The following is a 25299-nucleotide window of genomic DNA, read 5'->3' on the forward strand; positions in this document are numbered from 1 at the left end:
CCCCGGCCCAGTCCGCATCAACGTCACCATCGTCGCCCTCTCCTCATCGTGACAGCCGGGCTGTGAAAACCGGGCTGTCATAGGCGAGCACCTTAAGCGCCGCGGGCGGCACGAGCGTAGAGCCAGTTGCGGCGACTCCTCGGGACATGACACCGGCTGTCACGAGCGTGACGAGGTTCTGGCTCTAAGACGATTCTGCGGCGCCGCTTAGTCTGAACCTGAGCCAGACGCGTCTGGGCGCAAGCGGAGCGCCCGAGGCGCACTCCGCCTTTTCCCACCGGTGCCGATGGCGCCGGGCGACACAGGATGCAGACCATGACCCAAGCCTCGACCGCCACCCTCGGCGACGACGCCATCAGCAGCGATGCGATCAACCACGACGCAATCGACAATGACTATGTGCGCCAGCTCGACCGTCGGCACGTGTTCCACTCCTGGTCCGCCCAGGCCACGCTCGACCCGCTGGTGATCGCCGGCGGCAGCGGTTGCCGGGTGTGGGACTACGCTGGCAGGGAGTATCTCGATTTCAGTAGCCAGCTGGTCAACACCAACATCGGCCACCAGCATCCCAAGGTGATCGCCGCCATCCAGGCCCAGGCCGGCGCGCTCGCCACCGTGGCGCCGGCGCATGCCAATCTGGCCCGCGGCGAAGCGGCCAAGCGCATCCTGGCTCGGGCGCCCCAGGGCTTCGAGAAGGTCTTCTTCACCAACGCCGGCGCCGATGCCAACGAGAACGCCATCCGCATGGCGCGGGCTTACACCGGCCGTGACAAGATCCTTTCCGCCTACCGCTCCTATCATGGCAATACCGGTGCAGCCATTGCCGCGACCGGCGATTCGCGGCGCATTCCCAACGAGTTCGCCCGTGGCCATGCCCACTTCTTCAACCCCTACCTCTATCGCAGCGACTTCTGGGCCGGCGACGAGCAGCAGGAGTGCGAGCGCGCCCTGCAGCATCTGCAGCGGGTGATCGAGTGCGAAGGACCGGGGGCGATCGCCGCCATTCTGCTCGAGTCCGTACCCGGCACTGCCGGTGTGCTGATTCCACCCCAGGGCTATCTGGAGGGCGTGCGCCGGCTGGCCGATCACTACGGCATCCTGCTGATCTTCGACGAAGTGATGGCGGGTTTCGGCCGTACCGGGCGCTGGTTCGCCTTCGAGCACTTCGATGTCCGCCCCGATCTGATCGTATTCGCCAAGGGCGTCAACTCAGGCTATGTGCCGGCCGGCGGCGTGATCGTCTCGGCGCCGATCTGCCGTCACTTCGACGACCAGATGTTCTACGGCGGCCTGACCTATTCCGGCCATCCGCTGGCCATGGCGGCGATCGTCGCCACGCTGGACACGATGGCCGAGGAGGGGATCGTCGATAACGCCGATCGGGTCGGCAACGGCACGCTCGCCACGGGCCTGGCGCAGCTCGCCAGAGATCACGCCATCATCGGCGAGACGCGTGGTGTCGGCGTGTTTCACGCCCTGGAGCTGGTCAGCGATCGCACCTCGCGCGCGCCGCTGCCGGGGGCCGAGATGGCCAGGATCAAACGCGCCCTGATCGACAAGGGGCTACTGCCGTTCGTGGTCGAGAACCGCATCCACGTGACCCCGCCGTGTATCGTCAACGAGGCCGAGGTGGCACAGGGGCTGGCGATTCTCGACGAGGTGCTGGGCGCCGCCAGCTGAACCACGGCTGGGGCGAACGCCCCCGCCGGCGTCATCCCATGGCCCGGGCCAGCCGCTCGACTCCCGGGCCGATACGCGCCACATCGATGGCGCCGAAGCCCAGCCGCAGGAAGTGGCGCGGCGGCACCCGGTCGAAGAAGTGCTGGAAGCCGGGCTCGATCAGCACCCCGTGCTGGGCCGCCCGCCATGCCAGGCGCTGGGTGTCGACCTCGGCCGGCGCCTGCAGCCAGAAGACGCTGGCGTGGTCGCCCCCCATCCGCCGGCAGCTCGGCAGGTCGCGCTGGAGACAGGCATCGAGGGCCTCCCAGCGGCGGTACATCTCCTCGGCGAAGACGCGCAGATAGCGGTCGTAGTGGCCCTGGGACAGAAACTGCGCCAGCTGCTGCTGCAGGCTCGAGGGCGGGTGCCGGTACATCAGCCGGCGCAGCGCGCGCAGCTCCTCGATCAACTCGGCATCGGCGACCAGATAGCCCAGCCGCAGCCCGGGCGAGAGCGGCTTGGAGAGGCTGCTCATGTAGATGACCCGAGCCCCCGCCCGGCTCGCCTTCAGCGCTGGCAGCGCGTGGTGATCGAAGTTCACCTCGGCGTCGTAATCATCCTCCAGCACGATCTGATCACGGCGCTGGATCTGCTCGATCAGCGCCTCGCGCCGCGCCCGGCTCATGGTCACCCCGGTGGGTCCCTGGTGGCTCGGCGTGACATAGAGGTAGTCGCACTCGGCCGCCGCCGCATCCAGGCACATGCCCTCGTCGTCCAGCGCCTGATAACTGAGCTTTGCCCCCTGACGCAGAAAGACATTGGCCGCCTCGCGGTAGCCGGGGTTCTCGACCGCGACCCGGGTACGCGCATCGAACAGCAGCTGGGCGATCAAAAAGAGCGCATTCTGCGACCCCAGCGTGATCAGGATCTCGTCGCTGCGGGCGTGGATGCCACGCTTGGGCAGCACCCGGGTGCGCAGCTGCTCGATCAGCATCGGGTCGTCCTGATCGTAGCGGTCGCTCAGCCAGTGGCGCTCGCGCTGCCCGCCGAGCAGCCGGCGCGAGGCCTCGCGCCACTGCTCCAGCGGAAACAGCCGGGTGTCGAGCTGGCCGTAGACGAACGGATACGCGTAGTGCATCCAGTTGCTGGGGCGTAGCACGCCCTGGAAATGACTGGGGCGATGGGTGAAGCGCGCGTCCCATTCTGGTGCATCCTGCTGCTGCGCTGCACACGGCTGACTCGCTGGCTCGCCCGCCGCCGCGTGATAGGTGGCGTGCAGGTAGTAGCCGCTGCGCGGCCGGCTGACCAGGTAGCCATCCTCCACCAGCCCTTCGTAGACCAGCGCCACGGTATTGCGCGAGATGCCCAGCTGACTCGACAGCCGGCGGCAGGAAGGGAGCGCCTCCGCAGCGGGAATGGTACCGGTATGGATGGCGTCGAGCAGCGCCTCGCGCAGCTGCTCCTGCAGCCCCCGCGGGGCGTCGAAATCGAGCGCAAAGTAGTGATCGAGCATGGTGCACCTCGCTGGCCAGCCGTGACGTCGTCCTACCAGCAGGTCATTGCAAGAATCACACCAGCGCCAGCGCGGGTGGCATGCGCCTTGCTTTACCTTCGTCAGGCTTCGCATCTGGCCAGCCACTGCCGGCCAACTGGCTCTACGAGACGGAGCGGCGAGTTCTTTAGGGTGAAACCACCGCCGCACGGGTCGCGCCGTCGCCGACGGCCGCCCCGGCGGGGCGATCCATGACAACGACCCATGGCAGCGAAGCAATAACAACGACGCAATAACAACAAACGCGACAACGACATCACTCGATAGCGGCGTCACGCGATCAAGACGTCACGCCATAACAACACCTCGAGAGGGTTCTTCATGATGCGCTTCCCGACCCGTTCCACCACACCGACCCCGCACCGTTACGGCGCACGCCTGGCCACCCTGGTGGGCGGTGCCCTGCTGGCCCTCGCCATGGCCACGCCACCCTGGGCCATGGCGGCCGATCTACCCGAGATCGAGAGCCGCGGCAGCATGAGCGTGGCGACCGAGGACAACTACGCCCCGTTCAACTACATCGAGAACGGCCAGCCGGTCGGCTTCAATGCCGACGTGCTGGTGGCGCTGCGCGAGTATGCCGACTTCGACGTCAAGCAGGACATCCTGCCGTGGACCGGCCTGCTGGCGGCGGTCTCCACCGGCCAGTACGACATGGCACTGACCGGCGCCTCGGTCTCCGACGAGCGCCTGCGCGTGTTCAACTACACCGCGCCCTACGCTTCCGCCCAGCACTTCGCGATCACCCGTGCCGGCGACGACAGCATCAAGAGCGTGGCCGACCTGAGCGGCAAGACGCTGGGCGTCCAGGCCGGCAGCGTGCTGCTGTCGCGCCTGCCCGAGCTCGAGAAGATGCTCAAGGAGAGCGGCGGTGAACTGGGCAAGGTGGTGCAGTACGAATCCTACCCGGAAGCCTTCGCCGACCTGGCCAACGGCCGGCTCGACTTCGTGATCGACTCGGCGGTACCGGTCAACACCCTGGTGGCCTCCAAGCCGAACGTCTTCGCCAAGGGGCCGGCAGTCTCCGGCCCGGGCTATGTCTCCTGGCCGATCCCCAAGTCGAGCCCAGAGCTTCTGGCCTACATGAATGGCTTTCTTGACCACCTGCGCGAGAGCGGCCAGCTGGCGGCGCTGCAGAAGAAGTGGTTCGGCGAGAGCTTCCCCGATCTGCCCACGGTGCCGCTGACCAGCGTCGAGCAGTTCCACGAACTGCAGGCCAGCAGCCAGTAGCAGGTCACCGCGGCGGCGCCGCGAACCCCTCTCGTCGACCCGAGCGCGCCGTGGCCTGCCCGCGGTGCGCTGACAGCGACCACCCTGTGGAGAGCTCATCATGAACGCCAGTGCCTGGCACATGCTGCTGGAGGGCGCCTGGACCACGCTCTGGATCTCAGGCGTGTCCATCGCCATGGGGGTCACCGCCGGGCTGATCCTGGCGCTGATCCGACTCGCCAAGGTTCCGCTCATCGACCAGCTGCTGGTGCTCTACATCAGCCTGGCCCGTGCCACGCCCCTGGTCACCCTGGCGCTGTTCATCTTCCTCAGCGCCCCGACCTTCGGCATTCAGCTGGACCGCAACGTGGCGGGGATTCTGGCCCTCACCCTCAACACCACCGCCTTCAACGCCGAGATCTGGAGCAGCGCCTTTCGCAACTTCTCGCGCGAGCAGCGCGAGGCAGCGATGGCCACGGGCATGACACCCTGGATCACCTTCCGCCGCATCATGCTGCCGCAGATGGTGATCACCAGTCTGCCCGGGCTGATCAACGAGATGTCGTTCCTGATCAAGGGCAGCCCGGCGATCGCGGTGATCGGGATCGTCGACCTGACCCGTGTCACCAACCGCATCTCCGCGGTCACCTATGAGCCGCTGCCGCCGATTCTGGTCGCCTGCGTGCTCTACATGGCGATCATCGGCGGCCTGGTGTGGGCCCAGCGCATCGCCGAGCGCCGCGCCAACCGGCTCGCCGTCTAGGGCATCGCGAGGAGAAGGTCATGAGTAACTGGCAAATTCTGTGGCAGGCGCGGGATCAGTTCTGGTCCGGCTTTCTCAGCACCATGACGATCTTCGGCTGCGCGATCAGCGCCGCCTTCGTGATCGGCTGCGTCCTGCTCTATCTGCTCGAAGGCAGTCGCCCGCGGCTGGCGGTACCACTGCGGGTGTTCATCGACGGCATGCGCATGCTGCCGTTTCTGATCCTGGCCTACCTGCTCTACTACGGCCTGCCCAGCTTCGGTATCCGGCTCGACGCCTGGTGGTCGGGGGTCGGTGCCCTGGCGGTCTACCACGGCTGTTATATCGCCGAGATCTTCCGCGGCAGCCGGCTGACCTTCCCGCCCGGTCAGATCGAGGCGGCGCAGGCCCACGGCTTCACCCGCAGCCAGATGTTCCTGCGTCTGATCCTGCCGCAGATCGTCATGCAGACCCGCCCCTTGCTGGGCAATCAGCTGATCTACGCGCTCAAGGACACGGCCTTTCTGGTCATCATCACCGTGCAGGAGCTGACGGCCGCGGCCAACAGCCTCTCCGGTACCTACTTCATTCCCACCGAAGCCTTCATCGTGGTGATCGGCTTTTACTGGGCGGTCAGCATCGTGATGGAAGTGATCGTCAAACAGTGTGGGCGCTTCGGTAGCAGACGGGGGTTCGACAATGTCTGATCTTCACGCCACGGCCGGACGTCAGGCGACGCCCGAGTCGCCAGCGGCGCGTGATCCTCTCGCGAGTACAGCCGCGGTCTCGATCCGCAACCTGTCCAAGAGCTTCGACGACGTCGAGGTGCTGCGCGATGTCAATCTGGAGGTCAAACAGGGCGACGTCGTCACCATCCTGGGCTCCTCCGGCTCGGGCAAGTCGACGCTTCTGCGCTGCATCAACTGGCTGGAACAGCCGGAGCGCGGCACCATCCACATCGCCGGCGAGCGTATCGGCATCAACGCCGACGGGCGAGCCATGTCGGTGAAGGCGCTGGCGCGCGTGCGTGCCAGAACCGGCATGGTCTTCCAGAGCTTCAACCTGTGGCCGCACCTCAACGTGCTGCACAACGTCACCGAGGCCCCGATCCACGTGCTCGGCCAGTCGCGCCAGGAAGCCCAGGCGCGAGCCCGGGAACTGCTCGACAAGGTCGGCATGTCGCACAAGCAGGACGCCTACCCCAACACCCTCTCCGGGGGTCAGAAGCAGCGCGTGGCGATCGCCCGTGCGCTGGCCATGCAGCCGGAGGTGATGCTGTTCGACGAGCCCACCTCGGCGCTCGACCCGGAGCTGGTGGGCGAGGTGCTGGGGGTGATCAAGGCGCTCTCGGCCGAAGGCTACACCATGGTCATTGTGACCCATGAGATGGCCTTCTCCCGCGCCGTCTCCGATCAGGTGGTGTTTCTCGAAAAGGGGCTGATCATCGAACAGGCCGACCCCGAAACCTTCTTCACCCGACCGCGTACCGAGCGCGTTCAGCGCTTTCTCGAACACCACCAGTGACCGCTCGACAGCCACCCCTGGACGTGCCAACAATGGCAGCCAGTGTGACTGCCGAGGAGGCGCTGCCATGGCGATGACAGTAACGGTGCTGGATGACTATCAGGGATGCTGCGGCTTTCTCGACGCCGTGCGCGAACTCGACGGCTGCGACGTGCGGCTGGATATCGAGTACGCGCGGGTCGCCCCCTCGGCGCTGGCGGCGCGGCTGGCCGAGAGCGATGCGGTGATCCTGATCCGCGAACGTAGCGTGCTCAGCCGCGAGGTGCTGGAGAAGCTGCCGCGGCTCAAGCTGGTGGTGCAGACCGGACGCCTGGCCTCGGCGATCGATCTCGAGGCGTGTCGCGAGCTGGGTATCGCGGTGCGCGAGGGCTCCGGTTCGCCCATCGCCCCGGCCGAGCTGACCTGGCTGCTGATCATGGCGGGCTGTCGCCGTCTCGGCGGCTATCTGGCGCGCCAGGCCCGGGGCGAGTGGCAGCGCACCACCGAGCGTCTGGAGACGGAGTCGCTGGGGCATGCGCTGCACGGGCGCACCCTGGGCATCTGGGGGCTGGGCAAGATCGGCAGCCTGGTGGCCGGCTACGCCCAGGCCTTCGGCATGCAGGTGGTGGCCCACGGACGCGAAGCGAGCGCCGGGCGCGCCTTCGAGCTGGGTATCGCGTTCGAGCCCGATCGCCACGCCTTTCTCGCCCGCTGCGACGTGGTCACGCTGCATCTCAGGCTCACCGATGACACCCGCGGCATGATCACCGCGCGCGAGCTGGCCGCCATGCGCGCCGATGCGCTGCTGGTCAACACCAGCCGCGCCGAGCTGATCCGCGACGGTGCCCTGCTCGATGCCCTCGATGCCGGGCGTCCGGGGAGCGCGGCGCTGGACGTCTTCGAGCAGGAGCCGGAGGGGGCGAGCGCCTATCAGGCGCATCCGCGAGTACTGGCGACACCGCACATCGGCTTCGTCGAAAAGGATACCTACGAACGCTACTTCGCCACCGCCTTCCAGCAGGTCAAGACGTTCTTCGACAGCGAGCGCTGAGCGCCAGAGCGGTGTGCTAGAACGATGTTGTGCTAGAACAGTGTGATGGAAACGCGAGAGGCCCGGTGAATACCGGGCCTCTCTCTGGTTCCCCTAGCTTTCCTGGCCTCCCTGGTTATCCCGGCGGCCCTCAGCGCCCGAACAGGTGGCCTCGCGCCTCATCGGTCATCGCCACGTCGTTGTCCGGGTTGATCTCCAGCGCCCGGGCGTAGGCCCGGTTCACCGCGTCACGCCGCTGTACCCCGTCGAACCAGCGCTGCAGCGCGGGGAAGTCATCCAGCTCCTGGCCCTGCTTCTCATAGGAGCGAATCCACGGCCAGATCGCCATGTCGGCGATCGAATAGTCATCACCGGCGACGAAGTCGTTGTCCTCCAGTTGGCGGTCGAGCACGCCGTAGAGCCGCGCCGTCTCCTTGGTGTAGCGCTCGATCGCATACTCGATCTTGCGCGGCGCGTAGTGGCGGAAGTGATGATTCTGACCCGCCATCGGCCCCAGCCCGCCGACCTGCCAGTGCAACCACTGCAGCACGCGGTAGCGCTGGCGCCCGCTCTTGGGCAGGAATTTGCCGCTCTTGTCGGCAAGATACTCGAGGATCGCCCCGGACTCGAACAGCGCCAGTGGCTGGCCGCCGTCGATCGGTGAGCGGTCGACGATCGCCGGAATGCGGTTGTTGGGCGAGATCTCCAGAAACTCGGCGCTGAACTGCTCACCCTTGGCGATATCGATCGGCCGAATGCGATAGTCGAGCCCGGCCTCCTCGAGACACAGGGTGATCTTGTGCCCATTGGGCGTGGTCCAGTAATACAGATCGATCATGGCCAGCTCCTGTCGCCGCTGGCGGCACGTGCTCGCACCGCCGCTTTCGAACTCACACGTTCTGATACGCCCCTTCGATATCGACGAGGCGGGTGGCGTTGCGGCCCAGCCCGTCGTAGAGGTCGAGCATGCGCTGGTACCAGGCGTAGACCGGATCGGCATTGGAGACCAGATCGGCGCCCGAGCAGACCCGCGCCCACATGAACGCGCCCACGACCAGATAGTCGGCGGCCCCGGGGGCGGCGCCGTCGAGGAACTCGCTCTCGTCGAGACGCCCGCGCATCGGCTCCAAGGCGCGGTCGAGCATGGTCAGGCCCTGGCTCGGCGAGTGCATCTCCTCGAGCGTGCGGCCGAAGGCCTTCTCGCGCGTGGTACGGAAGTAGTCGCGATCGTCCGGATGAATGGTGTTGAAGACATCCATCAGGATGGTACGCACGATGCCCGGGGCCAGCGAGCGCTCGCTATAGAACTTGAAGAAGCGAGCCCGCTCCGCCGCGGCGCCCTCGCCCAGCAGCGGCTTGTCGGGGTAGGCACGGTCGAGATAGCGCAGAATCTCGTAGCTGTCGACGACGGTCTCCTCGCCATCGACCAGTACCGGCACCCGGCCCTGGCCGGAGAAGGCGAGCGCCTCCTTGTCGGTGAACTTCCAGGGTACGAAGTCGCACGCCAGCCCCTTGTGGGCGAGGGCGAACTTGACCCGCCAGCAGTAGGGCGAGAAACGCAGCCGCTCATCGCGACCGCAGAGATCGAACATCTTAAGCGCCATGACAGGCATCTCCTCGTGACAAGAGAACAATGTGACAAGAGGTCAATCGACGTGATCCAGCATGTCCAAGGGGTCGATGGGCGTCAAACGGAAACTGCCACCGGCGCGGCGCGCTGAGCGCGCCTCGGACAGGCCCCCTCGCCTGAATGGCCTCATGGACCCAGACCGAACTGGGCAAATGCGCAAGCGTTGCCATACTGTAACCGGTAGCCGGCACAGCGTGAGGGAAGCGCTGCATGACTACCCGCACGGACTCGGCGTCCCCAGCGAATGACTAGGTTGCGCGGTACTGGGGCGCCAGCCCGGCCGGAGGCTCGCCTGACCCCATGGCATGTCTCGCGTGGCGCGTAGCCTTCGGCAACTTGCCCTTCGGCTCGTTCGGCGATGTATTCAGCGCTTCCCGAGTTCGCGGTTCACTGGCAACGCTGTGCCGGCAGTTCGCAGGTCGATCAAGGAGACCACGGTCATGTCACATCAACTCAAGGATGATGAACTGCACGGCAAGCAGGGCGAGCACGACGCGCCGGGCGGCGGCTGGCAATCGGTGCAGGCCACGGAGACCCATTTTCTGCGCGAGAAGGTGCCGTTCAAGGGCAACTCGCTGATGCTCAAGATCAACCAGCCCGACGGCGGCTTCGAGTGCCCCAGCTGCGCCTGGCCCAACCCCAAGAAGCCCGGCCCGCTGGAGTTCTGCGAGAACGGCGCCAAGGCGGTGGCATGGGAAGCGACCGCGGCGCGCACCACGCCGGAGTTCTTCGCCCAGCACAGCGTCAGCGAACTGCTGGCGTGGTCGGATCACGCGCTCGAAAAACAGGGGCGGCTGACCCATCCGCTGCGCTACAACCCCACCACCGACAAGTACGACCCCATCGACTGGGAGACCGCCTACCGCGAGATCGGCGAGCGCATCCAGACCTACGACCCGACCCGGGTCGAGCTCTACACCTCCGGGCGCACCTCCAACGAGGCCGCCTTTCTGTGGCAGCTCTACGGCCGCATGATTGGCACCCACAACTTCCCCGACTGCTCCAACATGTGCCACGAGACCACCACGGTGGCCCTGCCGCAGAGCATCGGCGTGGGCAAGGCGACCACGGTGCTGGAGGATTTCGAGCACGCCGACTGCATCTTCCTGTTCGGCCAGAACGCAGGCACCAACAGCCCGCGCATGATGGGCCTGCTGCACGAGGCGCGCCTGCGCGGCGCCGAGGTGATCACCTTCAATCCACTGCGCGAGCGGGCGCTGGTCAAGTTCGCCAATCCGCAGACACCCAAGGACATGCTGACCAACCACGGCGTGCCGATCAGCAGCCAATACCATCAGCTGCGCATCGGCGGTGATATCGCCGCCATCCAGGGCATGTGCAAGCACATCATCGCCACCGACGACGAGGCCCGCGACAACGGCGGCAAGCGGGTGATCGATCACGACTTCATCCATATGCATACCGATGGCTTCGAAGCCTTCGCCGAGCACTGCCGCCAGCTACCCTGGGAGCGCATCGAGCGCCACAGCGGGCTGACTCGCGCCGCCATCAGCGAGGCGGCCGAGGCGTGGATTCGCGCCGAGCGCGTGATCTGCTGCTGGGGCATGGGCATCACCCAGCACATGCGCGGCGGCGACAATATCCACCAGATCCTCAACCTGCTGCTGATGGGCGGCCATATCGGCCGGCGTGGCGCCGGCGCCTGCCCGGTGCGCGGCCACTCCAACGTTCAGGGCGACCGCACCGTGGGCATCTTCCACAAGTCCGGCGAAGCCTTCCTCTCCAAGCTGGACGAGCTCTTCGGCATCGAGTGCCGGCGCGAGCACGGCCATGACGTGGCGCTGTGCTGCGAGGCGATCCTGCGCGACGAGGTCGACGCCTTCCTCGGCATGGGCGGCAACTTCTTCCGCGCCATCGCCGATCAGGCCCGGGTCTGCGCCCATGTCGAGAAGATCCCGCTGACCGTGCAGATCGCGACCAAGCTCAACCGCAGCCACCTGATCCACGGTCAGGCGGCCTATCTGCTGCCGGCGCTGGCGCGCACCGAGAAGGATATCCAGGCCGGAGTCGAGCAGACCATTACCATCGAGGATGGCATGTGCAACGTGCAGGGCTCCAAGGGGGCGCTGGAACCGGCCTCCGAGCACCTGCGCTCGGAGATCGCGATCGTCGCCGGGCTGGCGCGGGCGACCCTGGCCCCCAACCCCAAGGTCGACTGGGCGTGGCTGGCCGAGGATTACGCGCGCATCCGTGACAAGATAGAAGCGAGCCAGCCGGAGACCTTCTACGACTTCAACCAGCGTCTCGCCGCCGACGGGGTGTTCCATCTCGATATCGCCGCCCGCGACCGGGTATGGAACACCGACTCCGGCAAGGCGCACTTCCTGTTCCCGCAGGACCATCTGACGGAGGACGAGTCCGAACCCGGCGACGCCCACTTCCAGCTGCTCTCGATCCGCGGCCACGATCAGTACAACACCACCGTCTACTCCTACGACGACCGCTATCGCGACATCTACGGCACGCGCATGGTGCTGATGATGAACCCGCGGGATATCGAGAAGCACGGCTTCGAAGCGGGCAACAAGGTGACCCTGAGCACGCTCAGCGACGATGGCGTCGAGCGCACCGTCTCCGGCTTCAAGATCATCGCCTATGACCTGCCCGAGAACTGCCTGGGCGCCTACTACCCGGAGGTCAACGACCTGATCCCGGTGGCCAACCGCGACGCCGGCAGCAACACCCTGGCGGCCAAGTCGATCCCGGTGAACGTGACGCTGATGTCGACCGAGCAGATCGAAGCCGATACCGGCCTGCTCGCCACCGGCTGAGGCGTCAATCGCAGCGCCGAAATGTGCAACCTGCCAGCACGATCGAAGCGCCGGGGCGACCCGGCGCTTTTTTTTGCGCCCCCGGTTTTGGCGCCGCACGCCCAGCGGTCAACGGCCACCGACACCGTCCATTAGTCGCACCCCAGACGCCCCGCCGGCCCCGTGACGCGCCTCGATGCCGCCAGGCAAGCCTTGCAGTGCGAGGCCCGCGGGCAACCCCACATCAAAATCCTCATGGTCTGACCACTTACCCATGGATGGCGCGCGCCCTAGCGTCTGGCTATCGTGCCAGCATCCGCCCCTGCCCCGCAGCACGGGCGGCGGAAGAGGTCGAGGCGGCATCGAGGAAGAGCGCTTCCCGGTGTGCCCACGCTCCGCGACCCGAACGAACAACAAATGACACTCTCGTGAAAACCACGCGCTCATGAAAACCACGCTCTCATAAAAATCACAGAAGGGCTTTCGCTATGGACCATACGGTGTTGTCACTGCTTGCCTTCCTGCCGCTGATCCTGGCCGGGGTACTGCTGATCGGCCTGCGCATGGCGGCGCGCACGGCCATGCCGATCGTCTTCGTGGTGGCGGTGCTGATCGCACTGTTCGCCTGGGACATGACCGCCAACCGGGTGCTGGCATCGACCCTCCAGGGGCTGATCCTGACCGTGGCGCTGCTGTGGATCATCTTCGGCGCCATCCTGCTGCTCAACACGCTCAAGCACTCCGGCGGCATCATGGCGATCCGCAACGGCTTCTCCGGCATCAGCCCGGATCGCCGCGTGCAGGCGCTGATCGTCGCCTGGCTGTTCGGCTGCTTCATCGAGGGCGCCTCGGGCTTCGGCACACCGGCCGCAGTGGCCGCGCCGCTGATGGTGGCACTCGGCTTCCCCGCGCTGGGTGCGGTGGTGGTGGGGATGATGCTGCAGTCGACCCCGGTCTCCTTCGGTGCCGTGGGCACGCCGATCGTGGTCGGTGTCACCGGCGGGCTCAACCAGGCGGCGATCAGCCAGCAGCTCGCCGCCGACGGCTCGAGCTGGGAGACCTTCTTCCGCCTGATCACCTCCGAGGTAGCGCTCACCCACGGCCTGATCGGGGTGTTCATGCCGCTGATCCTGGTCACCGTGATGGTGCGCTTCTTCGGCGAAAATCGTTCCTGGCGCGAGGGCCTCTCGATCGCGCCCTTCGCACTCTTCGTCGGGGTCTGCTTCGTGGTGCCCTACATGCTGGTGGGGGTCTTCCTGGGGCCGGAGTTCCCGTCGCTGCTGGGCGGGCTGATCGGTCTGGCCATCGTGGTGCCGGCGGCACGCAAGGGCTTTCTGCTGCCCAAGGACACCTGGGACTTCCCGCCGCGCTCGCAGTGGCCGGCCGAGTGGCTGGGCACGATCGAGATCAAGGTCGAGGACGTCGCCGGGCGCGCCCCGATGTCGACCCTGCGCGGCTGGATGCCCTATGTGATCGTCGCCGTGCTGCTGGTGATCTCGCGCACCGTGCCGGCGGTCAAGTCGGCGCTCTCCTCGGTCAGCACCGGCTGGAGCAACATCCTCGGCGAACAGGGCGTCTCCGGTAGCGTGGAGTGGCTCTATCTGCCCGGCGGCATCATCCTGATCGCGGTGATCTGCACCATCTTCCTGCACCAGATGCGCGCCAGCCAGGTCAAGGCGGCATTCGCCGAATCCTCGAAGACCCTCCTCGGTGCCGGCTTCGTGCTGCTGTTCACCATCCCCATGGTGCGCATCCTGATCAACTCAGGCGTCAACGAGTCCGATCTGGTCTCGATGCCGGTGGCAATGGCGCAATTGGTGGCCGACGGCGTGGGCCACGTCTATCCGCTGTTCGCCCCTGCGGTGGGCGCGCTGGGCGCCTTCATCGCCGGCTCCAATACCGTCTCCAACCTGATGCTCTCGGCGTTCCAGTTCAACGTGGCCGAGGCGCTCAGCGTCTCCACCGCGATGATGGTGGCGCTGCAGGCGGTGGGCGCGGCGGCCGGCAACATGATCGCCATCCACAACGTGGTCGCGGCCTCGGCCACCGTGGGCCTGCTCGGCCGCGAGGGCACCACGCTGCGCAAGACGATCCTGCCGACGCTCTACTACTGCCTGTTCGCGGGCATCGTCGGCCTGCTCGCCTTCTATGTGTTCCATATCGGCGACCCGCTGATGGGCGGCTGAGCCAGCGTACCGACCACCGCGCTGCCGAACGACGGCAGCGCGGTGGTCTGACCAATTAACAACATCTACACCTTTTGGCTAATAGAGAGACCCCGGCCGCTTTCCCACAATGCTATAAGAAAATATGGAAACGCTTTCCATAAACCGGCGCCACGGCAATTTATACGCCCACGTCGGCAGTCCATACGCCCCAAGACGGCAATCCAGGGAGTAGACCGTGACCCTGCTCTACGATGAACGACTCGACGGCGAGATCGCCAGCGTCGACAAGTCCACGCTGATGGCGGCGATCCACGCCGAGGCCCCGGCGCTCACCCTGCTGGCGCGCGAAGAAGATTTGCGCCCGTTCGAGTGCGATGGGCTCTCCGCCTACCGCACCCTGCCGCTGCTGGTGGCGCTACCGGCAACCCTCGAGGAGGTGACGGCGCTGATGCGGGTCTGTCACGCCCAGCGCGTGCCGGTGGTGACCCGCGGCGCCGGTACCGGGCTCTCCGGCGGTGCGCTGCCGCTGGCCAAGGGCGTGCTGCTGGTGATGTCGCGCTTCAACCGTATCCTCGAACTCGACCCCGATGCGCGCCTGGCGCGGGTGCAGCCGGGAGTGCGCAACCTGGCCATCTCCGAAGCCGCCGGGCCGCACGGGCTCTATTACGCCCCCGATCCCTCGTCGCAGATCGCCTGTTCGATCGGCGGCAATGTCGCCGAGAACGCCGGCGGGGTGCACTGCCTCAAGTACGGACTCACCGTGCACAACGTGCTCAGCGTCGAGATCGTCACCATCGAGGGCGAACGCATGACCCTGGGCAGCGAGGCACTGGACGCGCCCGGCTTCGACCTGCTGGCCCTGTTCACCGGTTCGGAGGGCATGCTCGGGGTGATCACAGAGGTCACCGTCAAGCTGCTGCCCAAGCCGCAGGTGGCCAAGGTGCTGATGGCGAGCTTCGACGACGTCGAGCGTGCCGGCAAGGCGGTGGGTGACATCATCGCCGCCGGCTGCATTCCCGGCGGCCTGGAGATGATGGACAACCTGGCGATTCGCGCCGCCGAGGACTTCGTTCATGCCGGCTACCCGGTCGAGGCCGAGGCGATCCTGCTGTGCGAGCTCGACGGCGTCGAGGCCGATGTCCACGCCGACTGCGAGCGCGTGCGCGAGCTGCTCGAGCGCGCCGGGGCCAGCGAGATCCGGCTCGCCCGGGACGACGCCGAGCGCCAGCTGTTCTGGGCCGGGCGCAAGGCCGCCTTCCCCGCGGTGGGGCGCATGTCGCCGGACTACTACTGCATGGATGGCACCATTCCCCGGCGCGAGCTGCCACGGGTGCTCAAGGGCATCAACGACCTTTCCGCGACCTACGGGCTGCGCGTCGCCAACGTCTTCCACGCCGGCGACGGCAACCTGCATCCGCTGATCCTGTTCGACGCCAATCGCCCCGGCGAGCTGGAGACCGCCGAGACCATCGGCGCCAAGATTCTCGAACTCTGCGTCGAGGTCGGCGGCACCATCACCGGCGAGCACGGCGTCGGGCGCGAGAAGCTCAACCAGATGTGCACCCAGTTCGCCGCCGACGAGCTGACCCAGTTCCACGCGGTCAAGTTCGCCTTCGACGAGCATCGCCTGCTCAATCCGGGCAAGAACATTCCCACGCTGGCGCGCTGCGCCGAATTCGGCGCCATGCACGTGCACCACGGCGAGCTGCCCCACCCCGAGCTGCCCCGCTTCTAGGGTTTGTGCGAGAAGTCAGCGAGCGAAGGGAAGACAAGGCAAAAATCGGCGAAAACGCGGAGTTTACGGGGTGTAAATGAGCATTTTGAGCCGATTTTTAACGCCGTATTACCGAGCGCAGGTAGTTTTCGTACAAAGTCTAGCTAGTCGTTCGAGTCAGGAGATGCATGATGCCACACCCCCAGGACCAGCGCCCCGAGTTCACCCCTGCGGATCAGGCCGGGCCCACCCTGGATGACGGCCAGAACCTGAGCGACGCGCTCTGCGAGCAGGTGCGCCAAGCCCACCGCGAGCGCACACCGCTGGTGATCCAGGGCGGCGGTACCAAGGCGTTCTACGGCCGCCGGGTCGACGCCGAGAGACGCCTCGCGCTCGGCGAGCATCGGGGCATCGTCCACTACGATCCGGTCGAGCTGGTGGTCACGGTGCGCGCCGGCACGCCTCTGGCCGAGCTCGAAAGCGCGCTCGCCGCCAGCGGCCAGCGGCTGCCTTTCGAACCGCCACACTTCGGCGATGCGGCCACCGTCGGCGGCATGGTCGCCTGCGGTCTCTCCGGGCCACGCCGCCCCTGGAGCGGTGCGGTGCGCGACTTCGTGCTCGGCACCCGGGTGATCACCCATGACGGCAAACTGCTGCGCTTCGGCGGCGAGGTGATGAAGAACGTCGCCGGCTACGATCTGTCGCGGCTGATGGTCGGCGCCCAGGGCACGCTGGGGGTACTCGCCGAGGTCTCTTTCAAGGTGCTGCCGCTGCCGCCGGCGAGCGCCTGCCTGCGTCTGGAGATGGACGAAGCGCGCGCGCTCGAGCATCTGCGCGCCTGGGGCCGCGAGCCGCTACCGTTGAGTGGCGCCGCCTTTGCCGAGGGCGTGCTGCATGTGCGTCTCGAAGGGGGCGAAGGCTCGGTGGCATCGACCCGCGAACGCCTGGGCGGCGACGCCGACGCTGCCACCTTCTGGGAAGACCTGCGCGAGCAGCGTCTGGCCTTCTTCTCGCCGCAGGACCCACGGCCGCTGTGGCGGCTCTCGCTGCCGGCCCGCGCCCGGCGCCCGGCGCTGAGCGGCGACTGGCTGTGCGACTGGGCCGGTGCCCAGCAGTGGTTGCGCAGCGACGAGCCCGCACCGCACGTGCACGAAACCAGCATCGCCGCCGGCGGCCACGCCACGCGCTTCGGCCCCGCGCCAGACGAGTCTTCGATCGACGGCGCCTCGCCGTTCTCGCCACTGCCCAAGGTGCTGGCGCGCTATCACCAGCAGCTCAAGACGCGTCTCGACCCGCACGCCATTTTCAATCCCGGCCGGCTCTACGCCGACTGGTAGGAGCCACCATGCAGACACAATTCACCGACGCCGCGCGCGAACGGCCCGCGATCCGCGAAGCCGACCGCATCCTGCGCACCTGCGTGCACTGCGGCTTCTGCAACGCCACCTGCCCCACCTATCAGCTGCTCGGCGACGAGCGCGACGGCCCGCGCGGGCGCATCTACCTGATCAAGGAGCTGCTGGAGAGCGACGCCGGCGACGACCAGGTGACCCGCGAGACCCAGCTGCATCTCGACCGCTGCCTCACCTGCCGTAACTGCGAGACCACCTGCCCCTCCGGGGTCGAGTACCACAAGCTGCTCGACATCGGCCGCGCCGAGGTCGACCGCCGGGTCGGGCGCACCCCGCGTGAACGCGCGCTGCGCCTAGGGCTGCGCAAGGCACTGGCCGAGCCCCGGCGCTTCCAGGCCCTGCTGGTCCTGGGTCAGACCTTCCGTCCGCTGGCCCCGGCCGCGCTGCGCGACAAGATCCCGCCGCGACCGGCACCGCGCCGGGCACGCCCCGCGCCCGAGCGTCACGCCCGCCAGATGCTGATCCTGGAAGGCTGCGTGCAGCCCGGCCTGGCGCCCAACACCAACGACGCCACGGCGCGCGTGCTCGACCGCCTGGGTATCGGCGTGCGCGCGGCGCGCGACGCCGGCTGCTGCGGCGCGATCGACTTCCACCTCAACGCCCAGGAGGCGGGGCGTGCACGCATGCGCGCCAATATCGACGCCTGGTGGCCGCTGATCGAAGACGGCGCCGAGGCGATCTTGCAGACCGCCAGCGGCTGCGGCGCCTTCGTCAAGGAGTACGGCGAGATGCTCGCCGACGACCCCGCCTATGCGGACAAGGCTCGCCGCGTCAGCGAGCTGGCCAAGGATCTGGTCGAGATCCTGCGCGAGGAGGATCTCGAAGCGTTGGCCGGGAGTACCAGCGCCAACGACGCCCAGCGTCTCGCCTTCCACTGCCCGTGCACACTACAGCACGCGCAGAAGCTCGGCGGGGCGGTGGAAGGCGTGCTCATACGTCTCGGTTTCGATCTGGCGCCGGTACGCGACGCCCATCTCTGCTGCGGCTCGGCGGGCACCTACTCGGTCACCCAGCCGGTGCTGTCGCGCCAGCTGCGCGACGCCAAGCTGGACGCGCTGGAGGCCGGCCAGCCCGACACCATCGTCACCGCCAACATCGGCTGTCAGAGCCACCTCGGCGGCGCCGGTCGCACGCCGGTGCGCCACTGGATCGAGCTGGTCGACGAGCGTCTGGCCGCGCCCCAGGCATGAATCACCAACCCCTGTTGTCAGTTTCCCCAGGAGCCACACCATGAAGACCCAAGCCGTACTCGAACTCGCCGACGTCAACGCCCTGCTGGACAGCGCCCAGCGCGAAGCCGAGGCCCAGGGCTGGGCGGTCACCATCGCCGTGGCCGACGCCGGCGGCCATCTGCTGGGCCTGCGCCGGCTCGACGGCGCCGCGCCCTTCAGCGCCGGCATCGCCAGCGAGAAGGCCCGCAATGCCGCCATCGGCCGCAAGGAGACCCAAGTCTTCGAAGAGATGATCAACAACGGCCGCACCGCCTTCGTCAGCGCACCCATGCAGGCGCTGCTCGCCGGTGGCGTACCGGTGATCGTCGACGGTGAGGTGATCGGCAGCGTGGGAATTTCCGGGGTCAAGCCGGAGCAGGACGTACAGGTGGCCAAGGCCGCGGTGAAAGCTATCGGCTAAGCGCCCGACCTAACGCTTCTTGCCGCGCGGGCCCTTGGCGTTGGGCGCCCCCGGCTTTCCGCCGCGCCCCTTGGCGGCGGGCTTGCCGCCGGGTTTGCCAGTGACGCTCGGCTTGCCTTTAGCGCCGGGTTTGCCCTTGGCACCTGGCTTGCCGCCAGCGGCCGTCTTAGTCTTGGGATGCGGCTTGCCGGCGGCGCTCTTCGGGCCGGAGCGGGCGTTGGCGCTGCCGCGCTTCTTGGCACTGGCCGCACCGCTTTTGGCAGCGTCGCGGCCGGCACGCTTGCCAGCGGAAGACGGCTTGCTGCCGGGAGCGGACTTGCCACCGGCACGAGGCTTGCCGGTCGCCGGCTTCGCAGCGTTGCCGCTACGCGCGCGCTTGGGCGTGCGTTCCGGCTCGGCTTCGCTGCCGGAGTCGCGGGTCAGCGCGATGAGCGTATCGATCTCCTTCGGCGTGAGATCCCGCCAGTCACCCAGCGCCAGTCCCTTGAGCGAGATGTTCATGATCCGGGTACGGATCAGCTGCGTGACCTCGTAGCCGAAGTACTCGCACATGCGGCGGATTTGGCGGTTGAGCCCCTGCACCAGCGTAATGGTGAAGACGAACGTCGACTCGCGGCTGACCTGGCAGCGCTTGGTTACCTGACCGAGGATCGGCACCCCCTGCTGCATACCCGCGATGAAGTCGTCGGTAATCGGCTTGTCGACCGTCACCCGATAGACTTTTTCGTGATGGTTGTGCGCGCGCAGGATCTTGTTGACCAGATCGCCGTCGTTGGTCAGCATAATCAGCCCCTGGGAATCCTTGTCGAGCCGGCCGATCGGGAAGATGCGCGCGCCATGTTTGACGAACTCGACGATGTTGTCCTTCTCGCTGGACTCGGTGGTACTGACGATCCCCACCGGTTTGTTCAGCGCGATCAGCACCAGATCCTCCGCCTCCCGCGGCTCGATCTCCTGGCCGTTGACCTTGACCCGATCCCCCGCCACCACCTGATCGCCGGTGGTCGCGCGGCGGCCGTTGATCCAGACGTTGCCCTGCTCGACGAAGCGATCGGCCTCACGACGTGAGCACATACCGCTTTCGCTGATGTACTTGTTGATCCGGGTCGATTGTCGTTGCGCCATAAGGGGTCGTCCAGCCAGAAAAGAGATGCTTCGGCATCGGTCGGGTAGTCACCGATGAACCGGTATCGCCCTGCCAGGGGCGGTGATCATGCCTAGTTTGACGCTTCCAACGCGTCGATAAAACCGGCATCGCGCACAAGTCGACGCCTGTTCGGCCCCAGAGACGCCCCTGCACACCCCGGCCGGCCCCGTCTTGCCGCCACTCTCACCGCCACTCTCACCGCCACTCTCACCGCAACTCTGCCTGCCACTCTTACCGCCAGCCTGCCTGTCACTTTCCCCGCCAATTTCTCTACCAATTTCTCTACCATCCCCATCACAACAATTCTGCTAGATAGAACACCATAGTTCTCATGGATATTCTTTAGTCGCAAGTCGTGCCATCGCGATTGACCCGGTATGCGCAAGCCTATAGTTTTTTCTGACGCAACATGTTCTACAAAAGAGAATAATGGAGACGCCATGAAATCGTTGCCCATGAAGCCTTCCGCCCTCTATCTCGCGCTTTCGCTGGCGCTGCTGCCGCTGGGCGTGCAGGCGGCCGGTCCGAGCGGCAAGATCGACTGTATAGCCCCCGCCAATCCCGGCGGCGGCTGGGACTTCACCTGCCGCAGCGTGGGCCAGGTACTGAGCGAGATCGGTGCCATCGACGGCAGCGTGCAGACCACCAACATGCCGGGCGCCAGCGGCGGTGTGGCGTTCTCTCACGTCGTCACCAAGCGCGCCGGGCAGAACGATGTCATCGTCTCGGCGTCGACCTCGACCACCACCCGCCTGGCCCAGCATCAGTTCCCCGGGCTCAACGCCGACATGGTCAACTGGGCCGGCACCGTGGGGGCGGATTACGGCGTGATCGCCGTGAGCAAGGACTCGCCTTACCAGAATCTCGAGTCGCTGCTGGATGCCATGGAGAAGAACCCCGCCAGTGTCAGCTTCGCCGGCGGCAGTGCCAGTGGCGGCTGGGATCATCTCAAGGTGCTGATGATGGCGCGCGCCGACCACATCCAACCGCTGAACAAGGTCAAGTATCTGCCGTTCGAGGGCGGTGGCGAGGCACTGACCCAGGTCGTGGGTGGCCATATCGACGCCTTCTCGGGCGATGCCTCGGAGATTCTCGGCTTCGTCGAATCCGGCGACCTGCGTGTCCTCGCTGTGCTCGCCGACGGCCGCCTGCCCGGTGCGCTGAGCGAGTTCCCCACCGCCAAGGAGCAGGGTGTGGATGTCGAGGGCATCAACTGGCGTGGTTTCTATCTGCCGCCGAAACTCTCCGACGAGGATGTGGCCTGGTGGGAAGAAACGCTGCACAAGGTCTACGAAAGCCCTGAGTGGAAGGAGGTCATGAGCAAGAACGGCTTGATTCCCTTCGACCGCAGCGGTAAGGCGTTCAATGCTTACGTGCATCAGCAGATCGCCGATATCGAAACGATCTCCAGGGAAGTCGGCCTGATCCAGTAGAACCGGCCCTCGCGCCGGCTCGGATGGCTCATCGCCGTGAGCCATCCGAGCCATCGGTTCTCACTGGCGCCGCGGGCGGCTGCGACGCTGAGTCTCTCAGGAAGCCCGCAGTGCACGTGGCCATTGGCGCTCGAGACGCGGCCCGTACTGGGTCAGCAACGGCACATGGCGATCCTTGACCGCTAGGTTGAAGCGCTCGCTGGGGCCTGACAGTGCCAGCGCCCCCATCAGCTCGCCTTCGCCGTTGTAGATGCCGATGGCCGCCGCCGACAGCCCCGCCTGGCGCTCCCCACTCGAGACCGCTACCTGACCGCGTGGCACTTCATAGTTGAGCACTCGGCCCGCGGCACCGCGGCCCAGCGGCAATCTCACCCCCTCCTCCAGATGGTGCCTGACTTCCATGCAGCCGTTCTCGCGCAGGCGGCAGATCCGGTGGTCGCCATCGCGGACATAGAAGGAAGCGGTCTCTTCGCTGGCGTCACGCAGCGACTCGAGGATCGGGCGCACCAGATTCTCGAGCTGTGGCCCATCGCCTGCCAACGGCGCCAGACGCGATACCGCCGGGCCGATTCGGTAGATTCCGCGCTCGTCGCGGGTGACATAGCCGAAATGCTCCAGCGACGCCATCAGCCGCAAAATCGTGCTCTTGTAGAACCCCGAGGCATTGGCGAGTTCGGTCAGAGAGAACTCTCGGCGCTCCTGCGAAAAGGCTTCGAGCAGCGTCAGCGCTCGCTCGACGGCTTCGACTCGTCTCTGCGCCATGGCGCGCTCCTTGTCGGTCAGCTTGATAGGTCATGAAACTCAGGGCGATGTTGCGACAGGCAAAACGGTATTGCAACTCACTCTGACGAATCATATTCTCTCTGAAGGAAACAGTTTCACCAGGAGGAACTATGTCGTCACCATTGACCGGTTACCGGGTGCTCGATCTGACCAACGTGCTCGCCGGGCCATTCTGCTGCCATCAGTTGGCCCATCTCGGCGCCGAGGTGATCAAGGTCGAGCGCCCCCAGGGCGGCGATCTGGCACGTCAGTTGGGCGCCGACCCCGCGCTCAACGAGGCACTGATGGGGGTCTCGTTCCTCGCGCAGAACGCCGGCAAGCGCTCGGTGACGCTCGATCTCAAACACGCGCACGATCGTGACGCTTTCCTGACGCTGGTGGCGACCGCCGACGTGGTGGTCGAGAACTTTCGCCCCGGCGTCATGCAGCGCCTGGGGCTCGGCTTCGAGACGCTGCGCGAGGCCAACCCCGAGCTGGTCTACTGCGCGATCTCCGGTTTCGGCCAGGATGGGCCGCTGGCCAACTACCCGGCCTACGACCAGATCATTCAGGGCATGGCCGGGGTGATGAGCATCACCGGCGCGGCCGACAACGCGCCCTATCGGGTCGGCTATCCGCTGGCCGACACCGTCGGCGGCCTGACCGCGGCGATGGCGATCAATGCGGCCTTGGCCGAAAGACCGCGCAAGGCGCATTTCATCGATATCTCGATGCTCGAATCGGTGCTCGCCACCATGGGCTGGGCGGTCTCCAATCTGCTGATCGCCGGCAAGCCACCGCAGCCCCTGGGCAATGACAACGTCACCGCCAGCCCCTCCGGCACCTTCGCCACCGCCGACGGGCTGATCAATATCGCCGCCAACAAGCAGGAGCAGTTCGCCGCGATCTGCCACCTGCTCGAACACCCCGAGTGGCTCGCTGACCCGCGCTTCGCCCAGCGCCAGGCGCGCCTGGAGCATCGTCAGGCGTTGAGCGACTGCCTGGAGGCGGTACTGAAGCGAGAGACGACCGAGTACTGGTGGCCGCGGCTGGTCGAGGCCGGCGTGCCTGCCGGCCCCGTCTACAGCGTCGCCGAGGCCTTGGCGCACCCTCAGGTGCGCGACCGCGGGCTGATCGAGCAGTTCGAGAGCAGCGATCTAGAGCGGCCGCTGAAGGTGGTCAGTGGCGGTTACCGCTTCGACGGCCAGGCGCCCCGCGTGGCATCTCCGCCGCCCGGGCTCGGTCAAGACAACGCCACCCTGCTGCCCAACCGGGCCGCCAACGACGAATGAACGGGAGAGAGCACATGACCAAGTCCGCTACGCCGGCGTACCAGGCTCAACAGTGGTGGCATACCGACATCATCGATATGCGCCCCGGCGAGATCCGCTACCGTGGTTATCCCATCGAGGAGCTGATCGGCAACGTCGGCTTCGCCGACATGGTCTGGCTGATGACTCGTGGCGAGCTACCCAACCGGCCCCAGGCCGCCCTGCTGGAAACGGCGTTGATGAGCGCGGTCGACCACGGCCCACAGGCCCCCAGCATTGCCATCGCGCGCATGGCGATGACCTGTGGCGGCAGCCTCAACAATGCCATGGCCTCTGCGGTCAACGTGCTCGATGACGTTCACGGTGGCGCCGGCGAGCAGGCCGTCGAGCTGTATCAGTCGATTCTCGAGTACCAGGCCGGCGGATACACTCTGGAGATCGCAGTCCAGGAAGGCATCACCACCTGGCAGCGCGAGCGGACCAAGATCATTCCCGGCTTCGGCCACCGCTTCCATCCGGTCGACCCGCGCGGGCCGCGACTATTGCAACTGGTCGAGGAAGCCGCCGAACGCGGCGAGGTGGCGGGACATTTCGTCGCCATCGCCCGGGAGATCGAGCGCCAGTTGATCGCCATGAAGGGCAAGCCGATCCCGCTCAACATCGACGGCGCCACCGCCGTCATCTATGCCGAGTTGGGCTTCCCGGCACCGCTGGCGCGCGGCCTGTTCTGCCTCTCACGCTCGGTGGGCATTCTCGCCCACGCCTGGGAGCAGCAGTGCCAGGGCGGGCGCAACAAGGGCCCGCTGCCCAAGGGGTGGCTGTGGCCCTACGCTGGCCCGGCACCGCGTCCGGTACCGCCACGCGCGTAAGGCCGGTCTCTTCCGCCGCGCGGGCGAGCGCCGCATACTCCTAGCGGCACATTCATAGCGACACAGCCCCGGAGGTGGATATGACGTATCGGCTCTTTATCGCCAACAAGAACTACTCGTCCTGGTCGATGCGCCCCTGGGTGCTACTGCACGCGCTCGAGATCCCCTTCGAAGAGGTGATGACCCCGTTCGATGGGGATGGCAAGCAGGCAGCCTTCGCCGCTTTCTCACCCACCGCCAAGGTGCCCTGCCTGCATGATGGCGACAGCGTGGTGTGGGAGTCGCTGGCGATCCTGGAGTACATCGCCGAAAGCCATCCGGCGGCCTGGCCACAGGTGCGCGAGGCACGCGCCTGGGCCCGCTGCGCCAGTGCCGAGATGCATGCGGGCTTCTTCGCGCTGCGCGATGAGTGCTCGATGAACTGCGCCCTGCGTATCGAACTGGGTGAACCCAGTGCCGCCCTGGGGCGGGACATCGCCCGCCTCGACGCCCTGTGGCAGGAAGGCATCGCGCGCTTCGGCGGCCCCTGGCTGGCGGGTGAGCGCTTCACCGCGGTGGACGCGATGTTCGCGCCCGTGGCGGTACGCGTGCGCGGCTACGGAATCTCCCTGGACGGCCCGGCCCGAGACTACGCCGAGCGCCTGCTGGCGCATCCGGCGGTAGCGAGCTGGATCGAACAAGGCATCGCCGAGACGTGGGTCGACGAACCCCACGAGCAGGATTGCATCCGCGGACGTCGGATACTCGAAGACCGCCGTCGGCCGGCGTAGCGTTTCGGCGCCGCATACCTGCCAC

The 25299-nt window shown here is 66.6% G+C and carries 21 protein-coding genes; 16 read left to right on the forward strand and 5 right to left on the reverse strand.

Annotated elements, in window-relative coordinates:
• Positions 1-315 precede the first annotated feature (315 nt).
• Positions 316-1680 carry an aspartate aminotransferase family protein gene (locus J0A90_RS08095; RefSeq protein WP_207033373.1) on the forward strand — a complete coding sequence of 455 codons (1365 nt, stop codon included), beginning with the start codon at positions 316-318 and terminating at the stop codon, positions 1678-1680.
• Positions 1681-1711: 31 nt separating this feature from the next.
• Here the strand turns inward: J0A90_RS08095 and J0A90_RS08100 are convergent, their stop codons facing one another.
• On the reverse strand, positions 1712-3172 hold the full coding sequence (locus tag J0A90_RS08100; protein ID WP_233076601.1) for a PLP-dependent aminotransferase family protein: 1461 nt from the start codon (positions 3170-3172) through the stop codon (positions 1712-1714).
• A gap of 360 nt (positions 3173-3532) precedes the next feature.
• Between J0A90_RS08100 and J0A90_RS08105 the strand changes: the two genes are divergently transcribed.
• The 5 genes from J0A90_RS08105 to J0A90_RS08125 all read left to right on the forward strand — a co-directional run bounded on the left by J0A90_RS08105 (position 3533) and on the right by J0A90_RS08125 (position 7716).
• Positions 3533-4441 carry a transporter substrate-binding domain-containing protein gene (locus J0A90_RS08105; protein ID WP_233076602.1) on the forward strand — a complete coding sequence of 303 codons (909 nt, stop codon included), beginning with the start codon at positions 3533-3535 and terminating at the stop codon, positions 4439-4441.
• A gap of 100 nt (positions 4442-4541) precedes the next feature.
• Positions 4542-5183 (forward strand): amino acid ABC transporter permease, encoded by a 642-nt coding sequence (locus J0A90_RS08110; protein ID WP_207033375.1) that lies wholly within the window; start codon positions 4542-4544, stop codon positions 5181-5183.
• Positions 5184-5203: 20 nt separating this feature from the next.
• Positions 5204-5869: an amino acid ABC transporter permease gene (locus J0A90_RS08115; protein WP_207033377.1), complete on the forward strand. Its 666-nt coding sequence runs from the start codon at positions 5204-5206 to the stop codon at positions 5867-5869.
• Complete coding sequence (locus J0A90_RS08120; RefSeq protein ID WP_207033380.1) at positions 5862-6686, forward strand: amino acid ABC transporter ATP-binding protein; 825 nt, start codon at positions 5862-5864, stop codon at positions 6684-6686. Before J0A90_RS08115 ends, J0A90_RS08120 begins: the two co-directional genes overlap by 8 nt.
• Positions 6687-6753: 67 nt before the next feature.
• Entirely contained in the window at positions 6754-7716 is a 963-nt protein-coding gene (locus J0A90_RS08125) for a D-2-hydroxyacid dehydrogenase family protein (protein WP_233076603.1), read from the forward strand.
• 130 nt (positions 7717-7846) lie between these two features.
• Here J0A90_RS08125 and J0A90_RS08130 read toward each other — a convergent pair whose 3' ends face one another.
• Both J0A90_RS08130 and J0A90_RS08135 read right to left on the reverse strand, forming a co-directional pair.
• A complete protein-coding gene (locus tag J0A90_RS08130; protein WP_207033382.1) occupies positions 7847-8533 on the reverse strand; it encodes a glutathione binding-like protein in 687 nt (228 codons plus the stop codon).
• 52 nt (positions 8534-8585) lie between these two features.
• Positions 8586-9299 (reverse strand): glutathione S-transferase N-terminal domain-containing protein, encoded by a 714-nt coding sequence (locus tag J0A90_RS08135; RefSeq protein WP_035471267.1) that lies wholly within the window; start codon positions 9297-9299, stop codon positions 8586-8588.
• A 466-nt stretch (positions 9300-9765) separates the two neighbouring features.
• Here J0A90_RS08135 and J0A90_RS08140 point away from each other — a divergent pair, with 466 nt between their 5' ends.
• The 6 genes from J0A90_RS08140 to J0A90_RS08165 all read left to right on the forward strand — a co-directional run bounded on the left by J0A90_RS08140 (position 9766) and on the right by J0A90_RS08165 (position 19022).
• On the forward strand, positions 9766-12117 hold the full coding sequence (locus J0A90_RS08140) for an FdhF/YdeP family oxidoreductase (protein ID WP_207033383.1): 2352 nt from the start codon (positions 9766-9768) through the stop codon (positions 12115-12117).
• Positions 12118-12584: 467 nt separating this feature from the next.
• Positions 12585-14282: an L-lactate permease gene (locus tag J0A90_RS08145; protein ID WP_035471272.1), complete on the forward strand. Its 1698-nt coding sequence runs from the start codon at positions 12585-12587 to the stop codon at positions 14280-14282.
• Positions 14283-14499: 217 nt separating this feature from the next.
• Positions 14500-15999, forward strand: coding sequence for a glycolate oxidase subunit GlcD (gene glcD / locus J0A90_RS08150; protein ID WP_207033385.1), 1500 nt, complete (start codon positions 14500-14502; stop codon positions 15997-15999).
• Positions 16000-16169: 170 nt separating this feature from the next.
• The gene (glcE, locus tag J0A90_RS08155; protein ID WP_207033387.1) at positions 16170-17315 is read left to right on the forward strand and encodes a glycolate oxidase subunit GlcE; all 1146 of its coding nucleotides are present in this window, start codon (positions 16170-16172) and stop codon (positions 17313-17315) included.
• 8 nt (positions 17316-17323) lie between these two features.
• Positions 17324-18580: a glycolate oxidase subunit GlcF gene (gene glcF / locus J0A90_RS08160; RefSeq protein WP_207033390.1), complete on the forward strand. Its 1257-nt coding sequence runs from the start codon at positions 17324-17326 to the stop codon at positions 18578-18580.
• Between the two features lie 40 nt (positions 18581-18620).
• On the forward strand, positions 18621-19022 hold the full coding sequence (locus J0A90_RS08165; protein WP_207033392.1) for a heme-binding protein: 402 nt from the start codon (positions 18621-18623) through the stop codon (positions 19020-19022).
• Positions 19023-19031: 9 nt separating this feature from the next.
• Here the strand turns inward: J0A90_RS08165 and rluF are convergent, their stop codons facing one another.
• Positions 19032-20147, reverse strand: a complete 1116-nt coding sequence (gene rluF / locus J0A90_RS08170) for a 23S rRNA pseudouridine(2604) synthase RluF (RefSeq protein ID WP_207033394.1) — start codon at positions 20145-20147, stop codon at positions 19032-19034.
• A gap of 462 nt (positions 20148-20609) precedes the next feature.
• On the opposite strand from rluF, the gene J0A90_RS08175 reads away from it, so the two are divergent.
• On the forward strand, positions 20610-21602 hold the full coding sequence (locus tag J0A90_RS08175; RefSeq protein ID WP_233076604.1) for a tripartite tricarboxylate transporter substrate binding protein: 993 nt from the start codon (positions 20610-20612) through the stop codon (positions 21600-21602).
• A gap of 96 nt (positions 21603-21698) precedes the next feature.
• On the opposite strand, the gene J0A90_RS08180 is transcribed toward J0A90_RS08175, so the two are convergent.
• A complete protein-coding gene (locus J0A90_RS08180) occupies positions 21699-22364 on the reverse strand; it encodes an IclR family transcriptional regulator (RefSeq protein WP_207033396.1) in 666 nt (221 codons plus the stop codon).
• Between the two features lie 131 nt (positions 22365-22495).
• Between J0A90_RS08180 and J0A90_RS08185 the strand changes: the two genes are divergently transcribed.
• The 3 genes from J0A90_RS08185 (at position 22496) to J0A90_RS08195 (ending at position 25274) form a co-directional block, all read left to right on the forward strand.
• A complete protein-coding gene (locus J0A90_RS08185) occupies positions 22496-23656 on the forward strand; it encodes a CaiB/BaiF CoA-transferase family protein (protein WP_207033398.1) in 1161 nt (386 codons plus the stop codon).
• Positions 23657-23670: 14 nt separating this feature from the next.
• Positions 23671-24504 carry a citryl-CoA lyase gene (locus J0A90_RS08190; RefSeq protein ID WP_207033400.1) on the forward strand — a complete coding sequence of 278 codons (834 nt, stop codon included), beginning with the start codon at positions 23671-23673 and terminating at the stop codon, positions 24502-24504.
• 80 nt (positions 24505-24584) lie between these two features.
• A complete protein-coding gene (locus J0A90_RS08195) occupies positions 24585-25274 on the forward strand; it encodes a glutathione S-transferase family protein (protein ID WP_207033402.1) in 690 nt (229 codons plus the stop codon).
• Positions 25275-25299 lie beyond the last annotated feature (25 nt).

Origin of the sequence: Salinicola sp. DM10 (genome assembly GCF_017306975.2) — a bacterium.
GTDB lineage: Bacteria > Pseudomonadota > Gammaproteobacteria > Pseudomonadales > Halomonadaceae > Salinicola.